The sequence below is a fragment of the Streptomyces sp. NPDC091416 genome, assembly GCF_044756845.1.
GTDB lineage: Bacteria > Actinomycetota > Actinomycetes > Streptomycetales > Streptomycetaceae > Streptomyces.
Genome location: NZ_JBIVTU010000011.1, coordinates 31119 through 50034, shown reverse-complemented (window position 1 = coordinate 50034; position 18916 = coordinate 31119). Strand labels below are relative to the sequence as shown.

The window sequence follows — 18916 nt, the reverse complement described above, 5'->3', positions numbered from 1 at the left end:
CTATGCGCCGATCGGGTGAATCCGACGGTGTGTCATCTCCTCCCCGCCCTCAGCCGCGCCACTGCCGCTCCCTACTGCTCCCCGGCCGGAACCGCGGCATCGCGCGCCGCCTCGGGTCCCTGGTCGAGCAGTACGGCGAAGCCGTCCTCGTCCAGCACGGGCACTTTCAGCTGCATCGCCTTGTCGTACTTCGATCCTGGGTTGTCGCCCACGACGACGAAGGAGGTCTTCTTCGAGACGGATCCGGTGACCTTCGCCCCGCGGCTCTGCAGGGCGTCCTTCGCACCGTCCCTGGTGTGCCCGGTCAGGGTGCCGGTCACGACGACGGTGAGTCCTTCGAGCGGCCTCGGCCCCTCCTCCTCACCGGCGCCCTCGTCCTCCATCCGTACCCCGGCCTCCCGCCACTTGCGCAGGATCTCCCGGTGCCAGTCCTCTGCGAACCACTGCTTGACCGAGGCGGCGATGATCGGCCCGACCCCGTCGGCGTCGGACAGCTCCTGCTCGGTGGCCTCCTCGATCCTGTCGATCGACCGGAACTGGCGGGCCAGCTCCTGCGCGGCGACCGGCCCGACATGGCGGATGGAGAGCCCCGTGAGGATGCGGGCCAGCGGGGCCTCCTTCGCCGCGGCGATGGCGTCGAGCATGGCGACGGTGTTCTTCTTCGGTTCGCCCTGCTGGTTGGCGAAGACCGTCACGATCTTCTCCTCGCCGGTCTTCGGGTCCCGCTTGGGCAGGCCGCTGTCCATGTCGAGGACATGGGCGCGGATGGGCAGCAGCTGCTCGACGGTCAGTCCGAACAGGTCGCCCTCGTCCCTCAGCGGCGGGTCCGCGGGCTCCAGCGGCTGGGTCAGGGCTGCGGCGGCGACGTATCCGAAGTGGTCGATGTCCAGGCACTTGCGGCCCGCCAGATAGGCGACCCGCTCCCGCAGCTGCGCCGGGCAGGAGCGGGCGTTGGGGCAGCGGACGTCGATGTCGGCCTCCTTCATCGGCCGCAGCTCCGTCCCGCACTCGGGGCAGTGCGTGGGCATGACGAAGGCCCGCTCCGTGCCGTCCCGGAGGTCGGCCACCGGTCCGAGGATCTCCGGGATCACGTCGCCGGCCTTGCGGAGCACGACGGTGTCGCCGATCAGGACGCCCTTCGCGCGCACCACGTTCTGGTTGTGCAGGGTCGCGAACTCGACCTCGGAGCCCGCCACCACGACCGGTTCGACCTGGGCGTACGGGGTGACGCGGCCGGTGCGGCCGACGCCGACGCGGATGTTGACGAGCTTGGTGTTGACCTCCTCCGGCGCGTACTTCCAGGCGATCGCCCAGCGCGGGGCGCGGGAGGTGGAGCCGAGGCGGCCCTGGAGCGGAATCTCGTCGAGCTTGACGACGACTCCGTCGATCTCGTGCTCCACGGAGTGCCGGTGCTCGCCGAAGTACGCGATGAACTCCCGCACCCCGGCGAGGGAGTCCACCACCTTGTTGTACTTGGCGGTGGGCAGACCCCACTCGTGGAGCAGCTCGTAGGCGTGCGAGAGGCAGTCGATGTCGAAGCCCTCGCGGGCGCCGATGCCGTGGACCACCATGTGCAGCGGCCGGGTGGCGGTGACCTTGGGGTCCTTCTGGCGCAGTGAACCGGCCGCCGCGTTCCGCGGGTTGGCGAAGGGCTTGTCGTCGGCCTCGACGAGCCGGGCGTTCAGCTCCTCGAACCCCTCCATCGGGAAGAAGACCTCGCCGCGGATCTCGACGAGCTCCGGGATCCGGTCGCCCTTCAGCCGGTGCGGGATCTCCGCGATCGTGCGGACGTTGGGCGTGATGTCCTCGCCGGTGCGGCCGTCGCCCCGGGTCGCGGCCCTGGTCAGCAGCCCGTTCTCGTAGGTGAGGTTGACCGCGAGGCCGTCGATCTTGAGCTCGCACAGGAAGTGGTAGCCGGTCGCGCCCACGTCCCGGGCGACCCGCTCGCCCCAGGCGGCCAGCTCCTCGTCGTCGAAGGCGTTGTCCAGGGACAGCATGCGCTCGCGGTGCGCGACGGAGGTGAATTCCGTCCGGTACGGGCCCGCGACCTTCTGGGTCGGCGAGTCGGGCGTGCGCAGCTGCGCGTGCTCGTCCTCCAGCGCCTCCAGCTCACGCATCAGCCGGTCGAACTCCGCGTCGCTGACGACCGGCTGGTCGTTCACGTAGTAGCGGAAGCGGTGCTCCTCGATCCGCTCGGCGAGGAACGCGTGCCGCTCCCGCGCCTCCGCCGGCACCGCCGCCTCCTGTTCGCCTGGCAGTGACGTCTGCTGTTCGCCGGCCATCGTCCCGTCCTCCCGTTACCCGATACCCCGTTACTCAGGGTTGTCTGCGAGCGATTTCGCGGCCCGGGCGCAGTGGGCGAGCGCGGCACGGGCGTACGCGGGCGAGGCACCCGCGAGACCGCACGAGGGAGTGATCGCCACGGACTCGGTCAGAGTCCCCGGATTCAGCCCCAGCCTGCGCCACAGCGTCCTGACACCCATGACGCTACCGCCCGGGTCCGACAATCCGCCCGAGGCCGGGTCGGTGCCCGGCACCACCCCGAGGAACAGCCGGGTACCGCCCTCGACCGCTTCCCCGATCGCCTCCTCCTCACGCTCGGTGAGCAGCGAGAAGTCGAAGGAGATCCCGTCGGTCCCCGCCCGGCGCAACAGGGCGAACGGCACGTCGGGAGCGCAGGTGTGCACGAGGGTGGCGGTGTCGCCCGCCGCGCCCAGCACGTCGCGCAGGGTGTCCTCCACGACCTGGCGGTCCACGGCCCGGTAGGTGCGATAGCCGCTGGCCGTCCGGATCCGCCCGAGCAGGACCCCGGTCAGCGACGGTTCGTCGAGCTGGAGGATCACGCGGGCACCGGGCATCCGGCGCCGTACCTCGGCGAGGTGGTCGCGCAGCCCTTCCGCGAGCGAGCCCGCCAGGTCGCGGCAGGCGCCGGGGTCGCCGAGGACGGCCTCGCCGCCCCGGCGCTCCAGTGCGGTGGCCAGCGTCCACGGCCCGACGGCCTGCACCTTGAGCGGGCCCTCGTATCCCTGGGTGAACTCCTCCAGGGCGTCGAGGTCCTCACCGAGCCAGGACCGCGCCCGGCGGGTGTCGCGCCCCGGCCGGTCGCTGATCCGCCAGCCGCTGGGCTCGACGTGTCCGTACATGTCGACGAGCAGACCGATGGACCGTCCGATCATGTCCGCGCCGGGGCCGCGCGCGGGCAGTTCCGCCAGATACGGCACGCCCTGGCCGTCCCCGAAGGAGCCGGTGACGGTCTTGGCCGCCTCCCGTGCGTCGCCTCCGGGCATCGAACCGATTCCGGTGGCCGGGCACCCGCTGAACTTGCTCTTCTCGCTCACGCGGGAAGCCTACGGCGGTCTGCCGCCCGAGCCGTCGGCGGCCGGGCGGACGGCGAGACGGCGGCTCCCCGCCCCGGCCGTCAGCGGCCGGGCCGCGATGAACCCCCGGCCGTCAGCGGCCGGGGCGCACCGTGAGGTCGTTGACCTCGGCGTCGCGCGGCAGGTCCAGGGCCATCAGGATCGTGGTGGCGACGGACTCGGGGTCGATCCAGCGCGAGGCGTCGTACTCCTTGCCCTCCTGCTGATGGACCTTGGCCTGCATGGGGCTGGCCGTGCGGCCCGGGTACACGGACGTCACCCGCACCCCGTTCCCGTGCTCCTCGTGGCGCAGGGAGTCGGCGAGCGCCTTCAGTCCGTGCTTGCTGGCCGCGTACGCGCTCCACTCGGGGCTCGCGGAGAGCCCGGCGCCGGAGTTGACGAAGAGCACGTGGCCCTCGGCGACGCGCAGCTGGGGCAGGAGGAGGCGGGTGAGCTCGGCCGGGGCGATCAGGTTGGCGTTGAGCTGGAAGTGCCAGGCCTTGGGCGTGAGCTCGCCGACACGGCCGAGCTCGACGACGCCCGCGATGTGCAGCAGCGAGTCGAGCCGCTCCGGCATCGGCTGCTGGCCGAAGGCCCAGGAGAGCCGGTCCGGGTTGGACAGGTCGCCGACGAGCGTGCGGGCGCCGGGGTGGAGCGCGGCCAGTTCCTTGGCGCGGCCCGCGTCACGGGCCAGCAGGACGAGCTCGTCCCCGCGCTCCGTGAGACGACGGGCGACGGCTGCGCCGATGCCGGAACCGGCACCGGTGATGAGGTGAGTGGACATGGGCCCCATGGTCGCACCCGGCGCCCGGCCGCCGGCACGTCACTGCAGGCCGGCCCACTCCTCCAGGTACGCCAGGGCGCCGACCCCGTCCTTCGCGAAGAACACAAGGTCGGTCAGCGGGACCGGCAGGAAGCCCTCGTCCTCCATGCGCTGGAACTGCTGGCGCAGACCGTCGTAGAACCCCGCCGTGTTGAGCAGCACGACCGGCTTGGTGGTCTTGCCGTGCTTCTTGAGCTCCAGGATCTCGGTGGCCTCGTCGAGCGTGCCGGTGCCGCCCACCATGATCACGACGGCATCGGACTTCTCCAGGAGCAGCGCCTTGCGCTCGGCGAGGTCCCGGGCGATCACCATCTCGTCCGCGTCGGTCCGTGCCTTCGCGGCCAGGAAGTCCACCGACACCCCGACGAGCTTGCCGCCCGTCTCCTGCACGCCGTCCGCGACGACCTTCATCAGCCCGCTCTCCGAGCCGCCCCAGACCAGGGTGTGCCCGCCGCGGCCGATCAGCTCGGCGAATTCGCGGGCGGGCACGGTGTAGCGGTCGTCGAGGTCGGCAGCGGAGAGGAAAACGCAGATCTTCATGACTGCCACGTTAGAGGCCGGCACCGACAGCGCCGCATCCGGGGAAGAATCCGGCGGACGGCGGGGCTGAACAGAACATGACTGCCACCCGAGGACACCGCATCACCGTCGAGCCCGGCACCGCGCATGTGCGGGTGGTCCGTGACGGGGTGCTGCTCGCCGAAAGCCGCCGCCCGCTCGTCCTGCGCGAGACGGGCTGCCCGGTCCGCTACTACCTGCCTCCGGAGGACGTCCGTACCGAACTGCTGACGCCGTCGGACACCCGGACCCACTGTCCGTTCAAGGGAGACGCCTCCTACTGGTCGCTGCCGGGAGCGGCCGACCTGGTCTGGGCGTACCCGGAGCCGAAGTCCGAAGTGGCCGCCATCAGGGACCACTTCTGTTTCTACGACACCGAGACGGTGGCGGCCTGACAGCCGGCACCGCGTCAACACCCCTTCTGAGCTGCGGAGAAGAGAAACCTCAGAAAGTTCTCGCGGGGAGCGATGAGTTTTCGAAGGCTCCGCAGTCCACCTCCACATGGACAAGACTCTCTCCCGCGACGGCACCCTGATCGCCTACCGGCGGCGGGGCGAAGGACCACCGTTGATCCTGGTGGGCGGGGCTCTGCACACCTCGGAGAACGCGGCCCCGCTGGCCCGCCTCCTCGCGCCGCGCTTCGAGGTCGTCACGTACGACCGGCGCGGCCGGGGCGCCAGCGGCGACGGGTCGCCCTATGCGGTGGAACGCGAGATCGAGGATCTGACGGCACTCGCGGAGGCGGTGGGCGGCCGGCCCTCGGTGTTCGGGGCCGGGGCCGGCGGCGCGCTGGCCCTGGAGGCTGTGGCGGCCGGGCTGCCGGCCGCCCGGCTCGCGGTGTACGAGCCGCCCTACACCCCGGGCGCCGCGGGCCTGCTGTTCAAGGCCGGCTGCACGGCCCGGCTGCACCGGCTGCTGTCCGCCGGGGACCGGAGCGGGGCGGTGGAGCTGTTCCTGGCGATGACGGGGGTCACGGCCGACACGATCGCCAGGATGCGGCGGGCGCCGCTGTGGCGGACCCTGGAGTCCGTGGCACACACACTCGCCTACGACGACGCGGTGCTGGGCGACGGCGCGGTTCCGGACGAGCGGTTCGCCTCGGTGACGGCGCGGACCCTGGTGGTCTGCGGCGGCTTCAGCCCGGCCACCGCGAGGACGTCGACCCGGCTGCTGGCCGACGCCCTGCCCCGGGGCCGGCACCGCACCCTGACCGGGCAGATGCGGGAGCTGGCGCCACAGGCGGTCGCCCCGGTGCTGGCGGAGTTCTTCACGCGGGACGTGTACGTGCACCAGGCGTCCTGAGCACACGGGCGGGCCGGGGGGCCCAAGCACCCCGCGCGGTCACGCCCGTACAGGGGTCGGGCGTTGCCGTGCGGGGGTACCGGGGGGCGTCCGGTACAGGCCGTCCGGGACCATGAGGCATGACCCCGGACAGCTGGCACCTCACCCATGACGTCGACGACTTCCTCGCCCGGGCCGGAGACTTCCTGCGCTCGCGTCCGGCCCTGCACAACACGCCCCTGACGGACATCGAGAAGCTGCGGGCTCACGGGCCCACCGGCCCTGACGGCGAATCCGCCCTGTTCGGCCGGCTGGAGTCGGAAGGCCGGGTCCGCGCGATCCTCTACCTCACTCCGCGTGGCCGCCTGGGCCTCACACCCCTGTCCCCCGAGCGGACCGACGCGCTCGCGGCCCGTCTGGGAAGCCTCGGCCTCTCCCCCGCCCACGTCATCGCCGACCTCGGCACCGCCGGTGCTTTCGCCGAGTCGTGGCAGCGGCACGCGGGGGCGGCGTCCCGGCCCTTCTGGCGCACGCATCTCTACCGGCTCGGCACGCTCACTCCCCCGCGGCCGGAGGGCCGGGGGCGCGTCGTGGACGGCGGGGACCGCGACCAGGTCGTGCGCTGGTGCCGTGAGTTCTGTGCCGACGTCGGGGAACAGTCCTCCATCGACCTGATCGACGCCGGGGCCTGGGACGAGTCGCGCTTCGGCGACCGGCACTTCATCTTCTGGGAGACCCCGGACGGCACCCCCGTCTCCATGGCGACGACGTCGCTCGTCGGCGGCATGGTCCGCGTGGACCCCGTCTACACCCCGGCCCGCCTCCGCGGCCGCGGCTACGCGGGCGCGGTGACGGCCGAGGCGAGCAGGGCGGCGCTGGCGGCCGGCGCGACGGACGTCGTCCTGTTCACGGACCCGGACAACCCCACGAGCAATGCCCTGTACCGGCGCATCGGGTACGTCCATGTCGCCGACTTCGCCGGGCACGCGTTCTCCTACGGCGCGCCGCAGGCCGGATAGGGGCCCTCAGTCGGAAGCGACCGCCGCCGTCTCCCGCCGCACCGTCGTGGCGATCGTCGCCGACCCGACCACGCGTGTTCCGTCGTACAGCACGACGGCCTGGCCGGGGGCCACGCCCCGTACCGGCTCGGTGAAGGTGACGTGGAGCGTGCCGTCGAGCAGCTCGGCGCTCACCTCGGTCTCGCCGCCGTGGGCGCGGAGCTGGGCGGTGTACGTGCCGGGGCCGGACGGCGGGGTGCCGCACCAGCGGGGCCTGATCGCCGTCAGCGCGGTCACGTCGAGGGCCTCGACGGGGCCGACCGTGACCGTGTTGTTCACCGGGGAGATGTCCAGGACGTAGCGCGGCTTGCCGTCGGCGGCCGGGTGGCCGATGCGCAGGCCCTTGCGCTGGCCGATGGTGAAGCCGAAGGCGCCCTCGTGGGTGCCGAGCTTCGTACCGGACTCGTCGAGGATGTCGCCCTCCGCCTTGCCACCGAGGCGGTCCGCCAGGAAGCCCTGGGTGTCGCCGTCGGCGATGAAGCAGATGTCGTGGCTGTCGGGCTTCTTGGCGACCGCGAGACCACGGCGCTCGGCCTCGGCCCGGATCTCGTCCTTGGTGGTGAGGGTGTCGCCGAGCGGGAACATCGCGTGGGCGAGCTGACGCTCGTCGAGGACGCCGAGGACGTAGCTCTGGTCCTTGGCCATGTCGGAGGCGCGGTGCAGCTCGCGGCTGCCGTCGTCGGCGAGGACGACGGTGGCGTAGTGGCCGGTGCAGACCGCGTCGAAGCCGAGTGCCAGGGCCTTGTCGAGCAGGGCCGCGAACTTGATCTTCTCGTTGCAGCGCAGGCACGGGTTGGGCGTGCGCCCCGCCTCGTACTCGGCGACGAAGTCCTCCACGACGTCCTCGCGGAAGCGTTCCGCGAGGTCCCAGACGTAGAAGGGAATGCCGATGACGTCCGCGGCACGGCGGGCGTCACGGGAGTCCTCGATCGTGCAACAGCCCCGGGCCCCGGTCCGGAAGGACTGCGGATTGGCCGAGAGCGCGAGGTGCACGCCGGTCACGTCATGGCCCGCCTCGGCGGCGCGGGCCGCCGCGACGGCGGAGTCGACACCGCCCGACATGGCGGCGAGCACACGGAGGGGGCGCTGGGAAGTCTGAGTCATAGCTCCACCAGGGTACGGGTCCCGGGGAACCGAACGCTCGCGGATAAGCGTTGTCGATCACATGGGGACCAAGGGGACGGCGGGCGCCGAGGGCCCCGCAGGATCGGGGACCGGCAGCGGCATCAGCCGCCGCGCGGTGCTGATCGGCGGTGTCGTCACGGCGGCGGGTACGGCGGCGCTGGCACGGGACCGGCTGAAGCGGGCCTGGTGGCGGCTGCCCGGTGTGGAGAAGCCGCGCAAGCCGGGTGAGGTGGACTATGCGCGGGCGACGTGGACGGCCGCCTCCGAGGCGAACTGGCGGCGGGCGGACCGCCCCGACGACTACGACATCGACCGCGTGGTCGTGCACATCACACAGGGCGGCTTCAACAGCGCGGTCCGCGCCTTCCAGGACCCCGGGCACGGGGCGGCGGCGCACTACATCGTGCGCAAGGACGGTCATGTGACGCAGATGATCCGCGAGCTGGACGTGGCGTTCCACGCGGGCAACCGCGGCTACAACGAACGCAGCGTGGGCATCGAGCACGAGGGCTACGTGGACCGCCCGCAGGGCTTCACCGCCGCGATGTACGGGGCGTCCGCCCGGCTCACCGCGGCGATATGCGCGAGGTACGACATACCGGTGGACCGCGAACACATCATCGGTCACGTGGAGGTACCGGGGGCCGACCACACGGACCCGGGGAAGCACTGGGACTGGGACCGGTACATGAAGCTGGTCCGGGCGGCGAAGGTCTGAGGCGGACCGGCGAGGGCCCGGGCCGGACCGGCGCGGGAAGCGGCGCCGGGCCGGCCCCGCCCACCGGGCGCAAGCCGTCGGCCGACGCCCGGTCAGCGAGCGTCAGCTCAGTCCCGCCGTCCTCGCCCGCTCCACCGCCGGGCCGATCGCCCGCGCCACGTCCTCGACGTCCTGCTCGGTCGAGGTGTGGCCCAGCGAGAAACGCAGGGTGCCGCGGGCCAGGTCCGGATCGGTGCCGGTGGCCAGCAGGACATGGCTGGGCTGGGCGATCCCGGCCGTGCACGCGGAGCCGGTGGAGCATTCGATGCCCTGGGCGTCGAGCAGCAGGAGAAGGGAGTCGCCCTCGCAGCCGGGGAAGGTGAAGTGCGCGTTGGCCGGGAGCCGGCCGCCGGGAGCCGGGTCACCGCCGAGGATCGCGTCGGGCACCTGGGCCAGGACGGCGTCGACGAGCTCGTCGCGGAGCCCTCCGATCCGCCGGGCGAAGTCCTCGCGCCCGTCGGCGGCCAGCCGTCCCGCGACGGCGAACGCGGCGACGCCGGGCACGTCCAGGGTGCCGGAGCGCACATGGCGTTCCTGCCCGCCGCCGTGCAGGACGGGTACCGGGGCGTACTCACGGCCGAGCAGCAGCGCGCCGACGCCGAACGGGCCGCCGATCTTGTGCGCGCTCACGGTCATCGCGGCCAGCCCGGACCCGGCGAAGTCGACTTCGAGCTGCCCGAAGGCCTGTACCGCGTCGGCATGCATGGGGACGTCGAACTCACGGGCGACCGCGGCCAGTTCGCTTACCGGCAGGACGGTACCGATCTCGTTGTTGGCCCACATCACAGTGATCATCGCGACGTCGTCGGGATTGCGGTCCAGAGCCTCGCGCAGCGCTTCGGGGTGGACGCGGCCGTAGCGGTCGACGGGGAGGTATTCGACGGTCGCGCCCTCGTGCTCGGCGAGCCAGTCGACCGCGTCCAGCACCGCGTGGTGCTCGACGGGGCTGGCCAGGACCCGGGTGCGGCGGGGGTCGGCGTCGCGGCGGGCCCAGTACAGCCCCTTCACCGCGAGGTTGTCCGACTCGGTGCCGCCCGAGGTGAGGACCACCTCGCTGGGGCGGGCACCCAGGGCTTCGGCGAGGGTCTCTCTGGACTCCTCGACGGTACGGCGGGCCCGGCGCCCGGCGGCGTGGAGTGAGGACGCGTTGCCGGTGACGGCGAGCTGCGCGGTCATCGCCGCAATCGCCTCCGGCAGCATCGGCGTGGTCGCGGCGTGGTCGAGGTAAGCCATGGTGGGCTCGATTCTACGAGCCCGCGGCGGGGCGTACGGCGGGCGCATGGGGTCCAGGTGCCCGCGCACCGCGAAGGGCGGGATTCCGCCGCCCCCGGCCGGAGTCCGATCCGGTGGCGGGGACACCACGGCCAGAGTCGGCATTCCCGAAGACAGACAACCCGATTCCGGACAGCTCGGCCCGCCGCCCGCCGACGCGGACGCCCGCCGGGGAGGTCGCGCGGCCGGACATCCGGTGCGTATCGGGACGCGTCACGTGTCGTAGAAGCGACATGTCGCGATCGCGGCAGCCGCCGGCGTTGGAGTTCGCGCGGAGCTCCCGAAAGGCCGTGCGAGCGGGCGCGCGGGTGCCCGGCCCCGCTGATACCGCCGGTACGCCCGGTGGAGCGCACCGTGTCGTCTTGACGACATGTCGCAAGCACGGCACCGAAAAGGCTGGTGCGGCGATCAAGGAGGGCCCCAGTCTGGAGCCGCACCGCGTGTCCGTTTCCTTGTGATGGAAAGGTTCCGATGCACATACGGCTTCGCCCTGCCGCAGTTCTGGCGGCAGGCGCCCTCATCGCCACTCTGACCCCCACCGCCTTCAGCGCGAGCGCCGCCCCGGTGCCCGCCTCCCCCGGCGCAGATTCCGCCGGCCGCCCCCAGGTCGCCTCCGTCACGCTCGTCACGGGTGACCGGGTGCGGCTGGAGACGTTCTCCAACGGCCGGAAGGCCGTCTCCGTCGAGCCGGCCCCGGGCGCTTCGCAGGCCGACTTCACCCAGCTGGAGATCGACAAGCAGTTGTACGTGCTGCCCCGCGCCGCGATGCCGTACATCTCCTCCGGCAAGCTGGACCGGCAGCTGTTCAACATCACCTCCCTGGTCAAGCAGGGTTACGACGACGCCCACGCCGCCGCCATCCCGCTGATCGCCCGCTACACCGGCGGCACGGACCCCGCGTCCAAGGCGGCGCCCACCGGTTCGCGCAAGGGCCTGGTCATCAAGAGCCTGCGCGGATCGGCGCTGAAGGCCGACAAGAAGCAGGCCGGGCGCTTCTGGAAGGCCATCGACGACGACGCGCTCGCCGGGAACAACACCGAGGGCGGGGCGAAGAACGCTTTCAAGAAGGCGGCGTTCGAGGGCGGCGTCGAGAAGCTGTGGCTGGACGCCAAGGTCCACGCCTCCCTCGATCGCAGCACCGCGCAGATCGGCGCGCCCGAGGCGTGGGCGGCCGGCTACGACGGGCACGGCGCGACCGTCGCCGTCCTGGACACCGGCGTCGACGCCACCCACCCCGACCTGGCCGGGAAACTCGACGACGTACGCAACTTCACCACCGACCCCACCGCGCAGGACGGCCACGGCCACGGCACCCACGTCGCCTCCACCATCGCCGGCAGCGGTGCCGCCTCGGACGGTTCGCGCAAGGGCGTGGCACCGGGGGCACGGCTGCTGATCGGCAAGGTGCTCGACCACACGGGGTCCGGCACGTACTCCTCCATGATCGCGGGCATGGACTGGGCCGCGCACTCGGGCGCCGAGGTCGTCAACATGAGCCTGGGCGGCTCGCCGACCGACGGCACCGACGTACTCAGCCTCACTCTCAACGACCTCAGCGAGAAGACCGGCACCCTCTTCGTCGTCGCCGCGGGCAACTCGGGCGCCGACTACTCGGTGGGCTCCCCGGGCTCCGCGGCGAGCGCGCTGACCGTGGGCGCCGTCGACCGCGACGACAAGCTGGCCCCCTTCTCCAGCCGCGGCCCGCGCGTCGGCGACGACGGCCTCAAGCCCGACCTCACCGCTCCCGGCGTCGGCATCGTCGCCGCCCGCGCGGCCGGTACGGCCATGGGCACCCCGGTGGACGCGTCCTACACCGCCGCGTCGGGTACGTCCATGGCGACCCCGCACGTGGCGGGCGCGGCGGCGATCCTGGCCGGGCAGCACCCCGACTGGAACGGCCGGCAGCTCAAGGACGCGTTGATGAGCACGACGCTCACCGCACCCGGCCAGACGGTCTACGAACAGGGCACCGGCCGGGTGGACGTGGCCCGTTCGGTGCGCCAGCAGGTGCGCGCCACCGGCACCACCGCCTTCGGCAGCCTGGGACCGGACGCGGGTGCGAAGCAGGTCGGCGTCACCTACACCAACGACGGTGACGCGCCCGTAACGCTCACCCTGGACAGCACCTTCGACAAGCTCTACGGCTCCTCGGCCCCGGCAGGCGTCATCAGCATGCCCGCGCAGGTCACCGTGCCCGCCCACGGCACCACCGACGTGACCGTGACGCTCGACGCGCCCGCACTGCCTGAGGGCGTCTACGGCGGCCGCATCACAGCCACCTCGGCCGACGGACAGGCCATCGCGCACACCGTGTTCTCCGCGGCGAAGGACCCGGTCAAGCACAAGCTCACCGTGCGGGGCATCGACCGCGCCGGGCAGCCGGCGGCCGTCGACCCGCTGATCCTGCTGGGTCCCACGGGCCGCTTCGACGTCGTCCAGGCCGTGCCTGCGGGCCAGACCCTGACGGTCGACGTGCCCGAGGGCATGTACTACCTGTACGGCGTCATCGCGCAGTACACGGAGGACAACAACACCTACAGCGTGGTGGTCGACCCCCGTCTGCGGGTGCGCGGCGACGCGGACCTGGTGCTCGACGCGCGCAAGGCGGTTCCCGTGGAGATCCGGACCCCCCAGCGGGCCGAACAACGGGGCCCGCTGGTCTTCTCCACCCACTGGAAATCCGGCGACCGGGAGTTCGCCAGCTACTACACCAGCGGACACAGCGGCGGGACGCTCCTCTACGTCACCCCCACCGAGGAGTTCACCGAGGGAACCTTCGAGTTCTCCTCCCGCTGGCAGCTGGCCGCGCCGATGATCAGCGCACGCGCGGTCTCCGCCGGCGCCGCGGGCGGCGTCGCCCTCCGTCTGATCCACAACTCCCCCGCCATGGACGGCGTGCGGCGCCTGCGGGTGGTGGACGCCGGTCACGGACGCCCCGAAAACTACGAGGCGCTGCGTGCACGGGGCACGGACCTCCGCGGAGCGGCCGTACTCGTGGAGCTGGAGGGGGTGGAGTACGACGAGGCGGTGACCGCGGCCGCCCGGGCAGGAGCCGCGGCCGCCGTCATCACCGCCGAGAAGTACGCGACCGCGACCTGGCAGCCGGTGGGTCCGCGGCTGCCGGCGATCGGGCTGTACGCCTCCCGGGCCACCGCTCAGCGGCTGCGCGCGCCGGGCACCGTGCTGGAGCTCAAGGGAACCCCGGAAAGCCCCTACCTCTACGACGTCGTACAGCTCTCCGAGCAGCGTGTGCCCGAGCACGTGGTCCACAAGGTCGGGCCGCGGAACACGGCCACCGTGGTCTCGCGCTACCCGGACACGAGCGAGGCACGCTACGTCGCGGAGAACCGCGAGGCCTGGCGCCCGTGGGAGAGCACGTACCTCGCCATGCAAGCGCGGTATGTCCGGACCGGGCAGGCACGGACGGAGTACCTGAGCGGTCCCGCCGACACCCGGTGGCTGCACTGGGTCAACCCCCGCAACACCTGGGCGTCCCAGGCGGTGGGGACCGGCATGCTCGGCCCCGTGCGCACCTACCGGCCCGGTGAGCACACCACGGAGAGCTGGTACGCGCCCGTGGTGCGCCCGGCGATCCCGCGCGGGGTCGAAGGACTCGCCTCCCGCAAGGACGACCAGCTGACCGTCAAGATCCCCGAGTTCGCCGACACCGCCTCCGGCCACTACGGCTACGCCCTGCCCGGGAAGGACGCCAACACCCCCTACCCCGACGAGACACGCGCCGTACTGCGTCGCGACGGCGAGGTCCTCGCCGAAGGCCCCCGGGCGTGGGGCGCGTTCCCCGCGGGCGGGGACGACGGCCGCTACCGGCTGGACCTGGACGTGAAGCGCACCGGTCCCGAGGGCACCCTCTCGCGGGCCACCAGCACCCGCTGGTCGTTCACCGCTCCTCGTCCGGCCGAGGGCCAGGAGTCACTGCTCCCGCTCCTCCAGCTCGACTACGACGTGGCCACGGACCTCCGGGGTTCCGCTCCTGACTCGGGGGCCTTCGCCTTCGGCGTGAGCGCCCGCCACCAGGACGGTCTGACGGGCCGTTCCGTGAAGGGCATGGAGGTGTCCGTCTCGTACGACGACGGCGCACACTGGCGGACGGCGACGACGTCCGCCCGGGGCGACGGCGCCTACCGTGTCCGGGTCACCCACCCCCGGGCCGACCGCACCAGCGGATACGTCACGCTGCGGGTCCGCGCCTGGGACGACGCGGGCAACGAGGTGACGCAGGAGATCGAACGGGCGTACGCGCTCAGGTAGTACAACGAGATCCGGGAAGCCGCGACCGGCCACGGTCGCGGCTTCCGCACGTCCGGACGCCACGAGCGCGCGGGCCGGGCGTCGCCGGGCAGGCGGGAGTTCCGGAACACGCGCTACGACAGCCAGTCGCGCCGCGCCGCCTGCCACACCAGCTGCGTACGCGTCGTCGCGCCCGCCCGCTGCATCAGCGCGGTGATCCGGCGCTGCACCGTTCGGTGGCTGACGCCCAGCTGGGTCGCGATCGCCTTGTCCGCCACGCCCGCGACGACCAGGGAGAGCAGATAGCGCTCGTCGTCGGCGACGCTGTCGCCCGATCCCATGCCGCCGGCGAAGTCGGCCAGTTCGCCCGATTCCGTGACGTGCAGCGGGGTCCCCGCGGCCCACTGGATGTCGAACAGGGCGACCAGGGCGTCCAGGAGGCTGCTGCTGCGGATGATCGCGGCCGTCGGCTCGCCGCGGGCGCCGCTCGCGCTGCCGGGCACCAGCGGGCAGACGGCGACAGAACTGTCGACGATGACCATGCGCACGGGGAGCGTGCTGGTGGCGCGGGCCACTTCACCGGCGCGAATGCCCTGCGCGACGTTGTCGACCATGCCCGGCTCCTCCAGGCAGGCCCGTTCGTAGATCGCCTCGTAGCGGATGCCCTGGGTGAGCAGCTCGAACTCCTCGTCGTTGTCCTGGGCGCGCAGCGCAACGGGCTCGGCCTTGCAGAACCACCGCAGGTCGCTGCGGGCCCCGTAGGCGAGTTGGCGCAGCTGCTGACGGATGGCGCCGGTCCCGGTGATCACCTCGACCAGTTGCCCGGCGTCATGCCGCCGGCCGCCCGCCCGGTACTCCTCGGCCAGCTGTTCCACTCCGCGCCGCGCCCACTCCAGCGCTTCCTGGCCGCGCGCGAGCAGGGGCTGCAGCGCCACGTCCGGCGGGACGGGTACGTACCGCATGCCGCCGTCGCCCGGCAGCCGCCCGACCAGACCCTTGTCGTGCAGGGAGGACAGCAGCAACGCCGCCTCGCGTTCCCGGATGTGGAGCCGTTGGACGATCTCGTCCACGTTCGCACCCCGCACCTCCACCAGGAGGCGGTAGACCCGTTCCTCCGCCGCCCCGATCCCCGCTATCTCCAGCACGCGCTTTCTCCCTTGCCGCAGCCCACCCCGAGCGGACGCCCACTGTGCCAGCCATGATCGAACGGGATGCGGGCCGCCTTGGCAATGGATCAGGTGTCGTGCGGGCGGCAGGAGTGCCCGGGTCCGCGCCGGGTTCAGCCGCCGAAGTTCCAGACGACGACGCCGTTTCCGGTGACGAGGAAGGCCAGGACCACCAGGTCGGCGATGCCGAGCGCGAGGCCGAGGAGGGCGCGGCCGCGGCGGGCTGTGGAGCGGGTCAGGGCGACGAGCGCCATGACGATGGCGGCCGGGCCGAGCAGGAGGTTCATCACCAGGAGGCCGACGAGGCCGAGCACGAAGGACGCGACGGCCAGACCGTCGCCGTCCCGGGTGGGCCGCTCGGCCGGAGCGGCCGACGACGGGCCGGCGGCGCCGGCGGGGGTCCGGGCGGTGGCTTCGGAGCGGCGGGGAATCGCGGTGAGTGTCATCGTGCGGACTCCTTCGGATCTGGACGGTCTGGATGCCCTGCGGTGATCGTGGACGGCCGGGCGGTCACCGGGAGCGGCGACGGCTGCCGGTCCGCTCGCGCACGGCGAAGACCAGGAGCCAGCAGCCGATCAGGGCGCCGAACACGAGGGACAGCGGAAGCGGGATCTGGACCACCGATCCCAGCACGATCCCCAGCAGGAGCAGGGCGGCGACGAGGACGATCATGATCAGCCTTTCCTTGATCGGGAGTCCCTGATTGGGAGTACGACTGTTCACTGACTCATCAGTCTAGACCCGCGCACCACTTCCCCGACCCGGAGAACAGTTGTTTACTGAATGGCATGAGTCACACGGCCGGCATCCGCCAGACCCAGAAGCTGAAGACACGCCAGGCACTGCTGGATGCCGCCCTCACCCTGCTCGAGGACCAGAGCCTGAGCAGTCTGGGGCTGCGCGAAGTGACCCGCGCGGTGGGCGTCACCCCCACGGCCTTCTACCGGCACTTCGACGACATCGCCGCACTCGGAGTGGCCCTGGTCGAACAGACCCTGGGCAGCCTGCACGGAATGATCGGCGCGATCCTCGCCGAGACCGGCGACAGCGAGGTCCGGCTGGACCGCAGCGTCGACCTGATAGCGCGCCACGTCCGGGAGCAGCCCGCGCACTTCCGCTTCATCGCCCGCGAGCAGCACGGCGGCGTCGGCCCGGTCCGTGAGGCCATCGCGGAGCAGCTCCGGCGGTTCGCGCGGGAGGTGGCGGCGGCGCTCGCGGAAGAGCCCGAGTCACGGGGCTGGAACGAGGAGGACCTGCTGATGCTGGGCGGCCTCTACGTCGACCACATGGTGATCACCGCTTCGGCCATGCTCGACTCCGGCCCGGACGGGGACGAGCAGGTGACCCGCGTCGCCCGGCGCCGGCTGCGGCTGGTCACGCTCGGCCGCCTGCACTGGCTGGACGGGGCCGAGCCGGGCGCCGGAACCTGAAGGGGCGGAGCTCCTAGGCTGTGGCGCATGAGCGATGAGACATGGGTCCTGGACCGTACGTTCAACAGCTCCGCCGGAGAGGTCCGCTGGGCCGTCCTGGGCCCGGCCGGGGCGCCGCCCGTCGTGCTGGTGCACGGCACCCCCTTCTCCTCGTACGTCTGGCGAGGCATGGCCCGGGCGCTGGCCCAGGAGCACCGGGTCTTCGTCTGGGACCTGCCCGGGTACGGGGAGTCCGCGCAGTTCGAGGGCCAGGACGTGTCGCTCTCCTCCCAGGCCCGGGTCCTCACCGAGCTCCTCGGCCACTGGCAACTGACCGAACCGGCCGTGGCAGCCCATGACTTCGGCGGCTGCGTCGCCCTGCGCGCCCAGTTGCTGCACGGCGCCCGCTACCGCCGCCTGGCCCTGGTCGACCCGGTGGCGGTGGCCCCCTGGGGCTCGCCCGCCTACCGGCTGCTGGGCGGACACGCGGAGGTCTTCGGGCAGTTGCCACCCGCCCTGCACCGGGCGCTGGTGCGGGAGTACGTGAGCTCCGCCGGCGGCCCCGGACTGCCCCCGGCGGTCCTGGACCGGCTCGTCGCGCCCTGGTGCACCGAGGCGGGCCAGCCCGCCTTCTACCGGCAGATCAGCCAGAACGACCAGCGGTTCACCGACGAGATCCAGCACCGGTACGGGGAGATCGATGTGCCGGTGCTGATCTGCTGGGGCGCCGAGGACACCTGGATCCCGGTCGCCCGCGGCCATGAACTGGCCGCGCTCGTCCCCGGCAGCGAACTGCGGATCATCGACGGTGCCGGGCATCTCGTGCAGGAGGACGCACCGGCGGAGCTGACCGCCGCGCTCACCCGGTTCCTGCGGACACCCCCGGTCCCGGAGCCCCGTACAGGGCCATGACCGCGGCCGCGTGCGCGGCCATCACCGCGCGGGCCTCCGGCGGGGCCAGCACCTCGACGTTCGGGCCGAAGGAGAGCAGGGAGCGGGCCCACTCCACCGACTCCACGGCGAGTTCGGCCCGCACCCACTCGCCGTCCTCCCCGCCCTCGGGCGCCGGCTCCCGCGTGAGCACGCCTGCGTTCAGCCGCAGGAAGAGATCCAGCCGGGAACGGTGCACCCGCACCCGCAGGGTCACCTCCCCCGGCCGCTCCTCGACCTGCCGGCGCAGTTCCTCCCAGACGTGCGCCAGTTCCACGCCGGGCCTGCGGACCACCGTCTCGTCGGTGAGTGCGGCCTCCCGGACCCGGTCGGCGCGGAAGAGCCGTGGCTCCCCCTCACGGTCGGCGACCAGGTACCAGACGCCCGCCTTCACCACCAGGCCGTAGGGGTCGACGGTGTAGGCGCGGGCGGTCCGCGTACCGCTGTGCCGGTAGCGCAGCCGCAGCCGCCGGTCGGCGAACACCGCGTCATGCAGGTCGCCGATGTCGACGGCGGCACCCCCGCCACTCCTCCAGCGCACCGGGTCGACGAGGATCCGGCGGCTGGTCAGCTCGGCGGCGGGGCGGTGCGGGGCGGGCAGCGCCGCCATCACCTTGCGCAGCGCGGAGCCGATCGCCTCGTCGAGGCCCAGCGCGGCGTGGGCGCCGTCCGCGGCCAGGACGAACAGGGCGCGCGACTCGTCGGCGGTCAGCCCGGTGACGTCGGTGCGGAACCCCGGCAGCAGGGCGATGCCGCCGTGGCGGCCGCGTTCGGCGTAGACGGGCACACCGGACGCGGAGAGCGCCTCGACGTCCCGGTAGATGGTGCGTACGGAGACGTCGAGGCGCTCGGCGAGCTCGGTGGCGGGCACCAGACGGCGGGTCTGGAGCAGCAGCAGGATCGAGAGCAGCCGGTCGGACTTCACCGGACCAG

The 18916-nt window shown here is 72.6% G+C and carries 17 protein-coding genes; 7 read left to right on the top strand and 10 right to left on the bottom strand.

The window, feature by feature from the left end; all coding sequences use genetic code 11:
- Positions 1-71 precede the first annotated feature (71 nt).
- The 4 genes from ligA to ACIQMX_RS29025 all read right to left on the bottom strand — a co-directional run bounded on the left by ligA (position 72) and on the right by ACIQMX_RS29025 (position 4719).
- Entirely contained in the window at positions 72-2282 is a 2211-nt protein-coding gene (gene ligA, locus ACIQMX_RS29040; RefSeq protein ID WP_402482476.1) for an NAD-dependent DNA ligase LigA, read from the bottom strand.
- A gap of 30 nt (positions 2283-2312) precedes the next feature.
- Complete coding sequence (locus tag ACIQMX_RS29035) at positions 2313-3338, bottom strand: methionine synthase (RefSeq protein WP_363067872.1); 1026 nt, start codon at positions 3336-3338, stop codon at positions 2313-2315.
- 112 nt (positions 3339-3450) lie between these two features.
- Positions 3451-4140 carry an SDR family oxidoreductase gene (locus ACIQMX_RS29030; RefSeq protein ID WP_402482472.1) on the bottom strand — a complete coding sequence of 230 codons (690 nt, stop codon included), beginning with the start codon at positions 4138-4140 and terminating at the stop codon, positions 3451-3453.
- A 39-nt stretch (positions 4141-4179) separates the two neighbouring features.
- Positions 4180-4719 (bottom strand): TIGR00730 family Rossman fold protein, encoded by a 540-nt coding sequence (locus tag ACIQMX_RS29025; RefSeq protein ID WP_363067876.1) that lies wholly within the window; start codon positions 4717-4719, stop codon positions 4180-4182.
- 77 nt (positions 4720-4796) lie between these two features.
- On the opposite strand from ACIQMX_RS29025, the gene ACIQMX_RS29020 reads away from it, so the two are divergent.
- The 3 genes from ACIQMX_RS29020 to ACIQMX_RS29010 all read left to right on the top strand — a co-directional run bounded on the left by ACIQMX_RS29020 (position 4797) and on the right by ACIQMX_RS29010 (position 7037).
- Positions 4797-5132 carry a DUF427 domain-containing protein gene (locus ACIQMX_RS29020; RefSeq protein WP_363067878.1) on the top strand — a complete coding sequence of 112 codons (336 nt, stop codon included), beginning with the start codon at positions 4797-4799 and terminating at the stop codon, positions 5130-5132.
- Positions 5133-5238: 106 nt separating this feature from the next.
- Positions 5239-6039 (top strand): alpha/beta fold hydrolase, encoded by an 801-nt coding sequence (locus ACIQMX_RS29015; protein WP_363067880.1) that lies wholly within the window; start codon positions 5239-5241, stop codon positions 6037-6039.
- A gap of 119 nt (positions 6040-6158) precedes the next feature.
- Positions 6159-7037, top strand: coding sequence for a GNAT family N-acetyltransferase (locus tag ACIQMX_RS29010; RefSeq protein WP_402482468.1), 879 nt, complete (start codon positions 6159-6161; stop codon positions 7035-7037).
- Between the two features lie 6 nt (positions 7038-7043).
- On the opposite strand, the gene mnmA is transcribed toward ACIQMX_RS29010, so the two are convergent.
- Complete coding sequence (gene mnmA, locus ACIQMX_RS29005) at positions 7044-8180, bottom strand: tRNA 2-thiouridine(34) synthase MnmA (RefSeq protein WP_219575558.1); 1137 nt, start codon at positions 8178-8180, stop codon at positions 7044-7046.
- Between the two features lie 61 nt (positions 8181-8241).
- Here mnmA and ACIQMX_RS29000 point away from each other — a divergent pair, with 61 nt between their 5' ends.
- The gene (locus ACIQMX_RS29000; RefSeq protein WP_363067884.1) at positions 8242-8919 is read left to right on the top strand and encodes an N-acetylmuramoyl-L-alanine amidase; all 678 of its coding nucleotides are present in this window, start codon (positions 8242-8244) and stop codon (positions 8917-8919) included.
- A gap of 102 nt (positions 8920-9021) precedes the next feature.
- Here the strand turns inward: ACIQMX_RS29000 and ACIQMX_RS28995 are convergent, their stop codons facing one another.
- The gene (locus ACIQMX_RS28995; protein WP_402482465.1) at positions 9022-10191 is read right to left on the bottom strand and encodes a cysteine desulfurase family protein; all 1170 of its coding nucleotides are present in this window, start codon (positions 10189-10191) and stop codon (positions 9022-9024) included.
- Between the two features lie 510 nt (positions 10192-10701).
- On the opposite strand from ACIQMX_RS28995, the gene ACIQMX_RS28990 reads away from it, so the two are divergent.
- Complete coding sequence (locus ACIQMX_RS28990) at positions 10702-14499, top strand: S8 family serine peptidase (RefSeq protein WP_402482463.1); 3798 nt, start codon at positions 10702-10704, stop codon at positions 14497-14499.
- A gap of 113 nt (positions 14500-14612) precedes the next feature.
- On the opposite strand, the gene ACIQMX_RS28985 is transcribed toward ACIQMX_RS28990, so the two are convergent.
- The 3 genes from ACIQMX_RS28985 to ACIQMX_RS28975 all read right to left on the bottom strand — a co-directional run bounded on the left by ACIQMX_RS28985 (position 14613) and on the right by ACIQMX_RS28975 (position 16367).
- The gene (locus ACIQMX_RS28985) at positions 14613-15623 is read right to left on the bottom strand and encodes a helix-turn-helix transcriptional regulator (protein WP_363067890.1); all 1011 of its coding nucleotides are present in this window, start codon (positions 15621-15623) and stop codon (positions 14613-14615) included.
- A gap of 134 nt (positions 15624-15757) precedes the next feature.
- The gene (locus ACIQMX_RS28980; protein ID WP_402482460.1) at positions 15758-16090 is read right to left on the bottom strand and encodes a DUF4190 domain-containing protein; all 333 of its coding nucleotides are present in this window, start codon (positions 16088-16090) and stop codon (positions 15758-15760) included.
- A gap of 64 nt (positions 16091-16154) precedes the next feature.
- Positions 16155-16367, bottom strand: coding sequence for a hypothetical protein (locus tag ACIQMX_RS28975; RefSeq protein WP_363068009.1), 213 nt, complete (start codon positions 16365-16367; stop codon positions 16155-16157).
- A 65-nt stretch (positions 16368-16432) separates the two neighbouring features.
- Between ACIQMX_RS28975 and ACIQMX_RS28970 the strand changes: the two genes are divergently transcribed.
- Together ACIQMX_RS28970 and ACIQMX_RS28965 are read left to right on the top strand one after the other, a co-directional pair.
- On the top strand, positions 16433-17074 hold the full coding sequence (locus tag ACIQMX_RS28970) for a TetR family transcriptional regulator (protein ID WP_402482457.1): 642 nt from the start codon (positions 16433-16435) through the stop codon (positions 17072-17074).
- A 27-nt stretch (positions 17075-17101) separates the two neighbouring features.
- Positions 17102-17965, top strand: coding sequence for an alpha/beta fold hydrolase (locus ACIQMX_RS28965; protein WP_402482454.1), 864 nt, complete (start codon positions 17102-17104; stop codon positions 17963-17965).
- On the opposite strand, the gene ACIQMX_RS28960 is transcribed toward ACIQMX_RS28965, so the two are convergent.
- On the bottom strand, positions 17913-18908 hold the full coding sequence (locus ACIQMX_RS28960; RefSeq protein WP_363067897.1) for a YafY family protein: 996 nt from the start codon (positions 18906-18908) through the stop codon (positions 17913-17915). The genes ACIQMX_RS28965 and ACIQMX_RS28960 overlap by 53 nt on opposite strands.
- Positions 18909-18916: the final 8 nt, after the last annotated feature.

Bases quoted from the DNA above. Each gene is read 5' to 3' on its own strand.
- ligA (WP_402482476.1), bottom strand. From the start codon at position 2,282: ATGGCCGGCGAACAGCAGACGTCACTGCCAGGCGAACAGGAGGCGGCG.
- ACIQMX_RS29030 (WP_402482472.1), bottom strand. From the start codon at position 4,140: ATGTCCACTCACCTCATCACCGGTGCCGGTTCCGGCATCGGCGCAGCC.
- ACIQMX_RS29025 (WP_363067876.1), bottom strand. From the start codon at position 4,719: ATGAAGATCTGCGTTTTCCTCTCCGCTGCCGACCTCGACGACCGCTAC.
- ACIQMX_RS29020 (WP_363067878.1), top strand. From the start codon at position 4,797: ATGACTGCCACCCGAGGACACCGCATCACCGTCGAGCCCGGCACCGCG.
- ACIQMX_RS29015 (WP_363067880.1), top strand. From the start codon at position 5,239: ATGGACAAGACTCTCTCCCGCGACGGCACCCTGATCGCCTACCGGCGG.
- ACIQMX_RS29010 (WP_402482468.1), top strand. From the start codon at position 6,159: ATGACCCCGGACAGCTGGCACCTCACCCATGACGTCGACGACTTCCTC.
- mnmA (WP_219575558.1), bottom strand. From the start codon at position 8,180: ATGACTCAGACTTCCCAGCGCCCCCTCCGTGTGCTCGCCGCCATGTCG.
- ACIQMX_RS29000 (WP_363067884.1), top strand. From the start codon at position 8,242: ATGGGGACCAAGGGGACGGCGGGCGCCGAGGGCCCCGCAGGATCGGGG.
- ACIQMX_RS28995 (WP_402482465.1), bottom strand. From the start codon at position 10,191: ATGGCTTACCTCGACCACGCCGCGACCACGCCGATGCTGCCGGAGGCG.
- ACIQMX_RS28990 (WP_402482463.1), top strand. From the start codon at position 10,702: ATGCACATACGGCTTCGCCCTGCCGCAGTTCTGGCGGCAGGCGCCCTC.
- ACIQMX_RS28980 (WP_402482460.1), bottom strand. From the start codon at position 16,090: ATGACACTCACCGCGATTCCCCGCCGCTCCGAAGCCACCGCCCGGACC.
- ACIQMX_RS28970 (WP_402482457.1), top strand. From the start codon at position 16,433: ATGAGTCACACGGCCGGCATCCGCCAGACCCAGAAGCTGAAGACACGC.
- ACIQMX_RS28965 (WP_402482454.1), top strand. From the start codon at position 17,102: ATGAGCGATGAGACATGGGTCCTGGACCGTACGTTCAACAGCTCCGCC.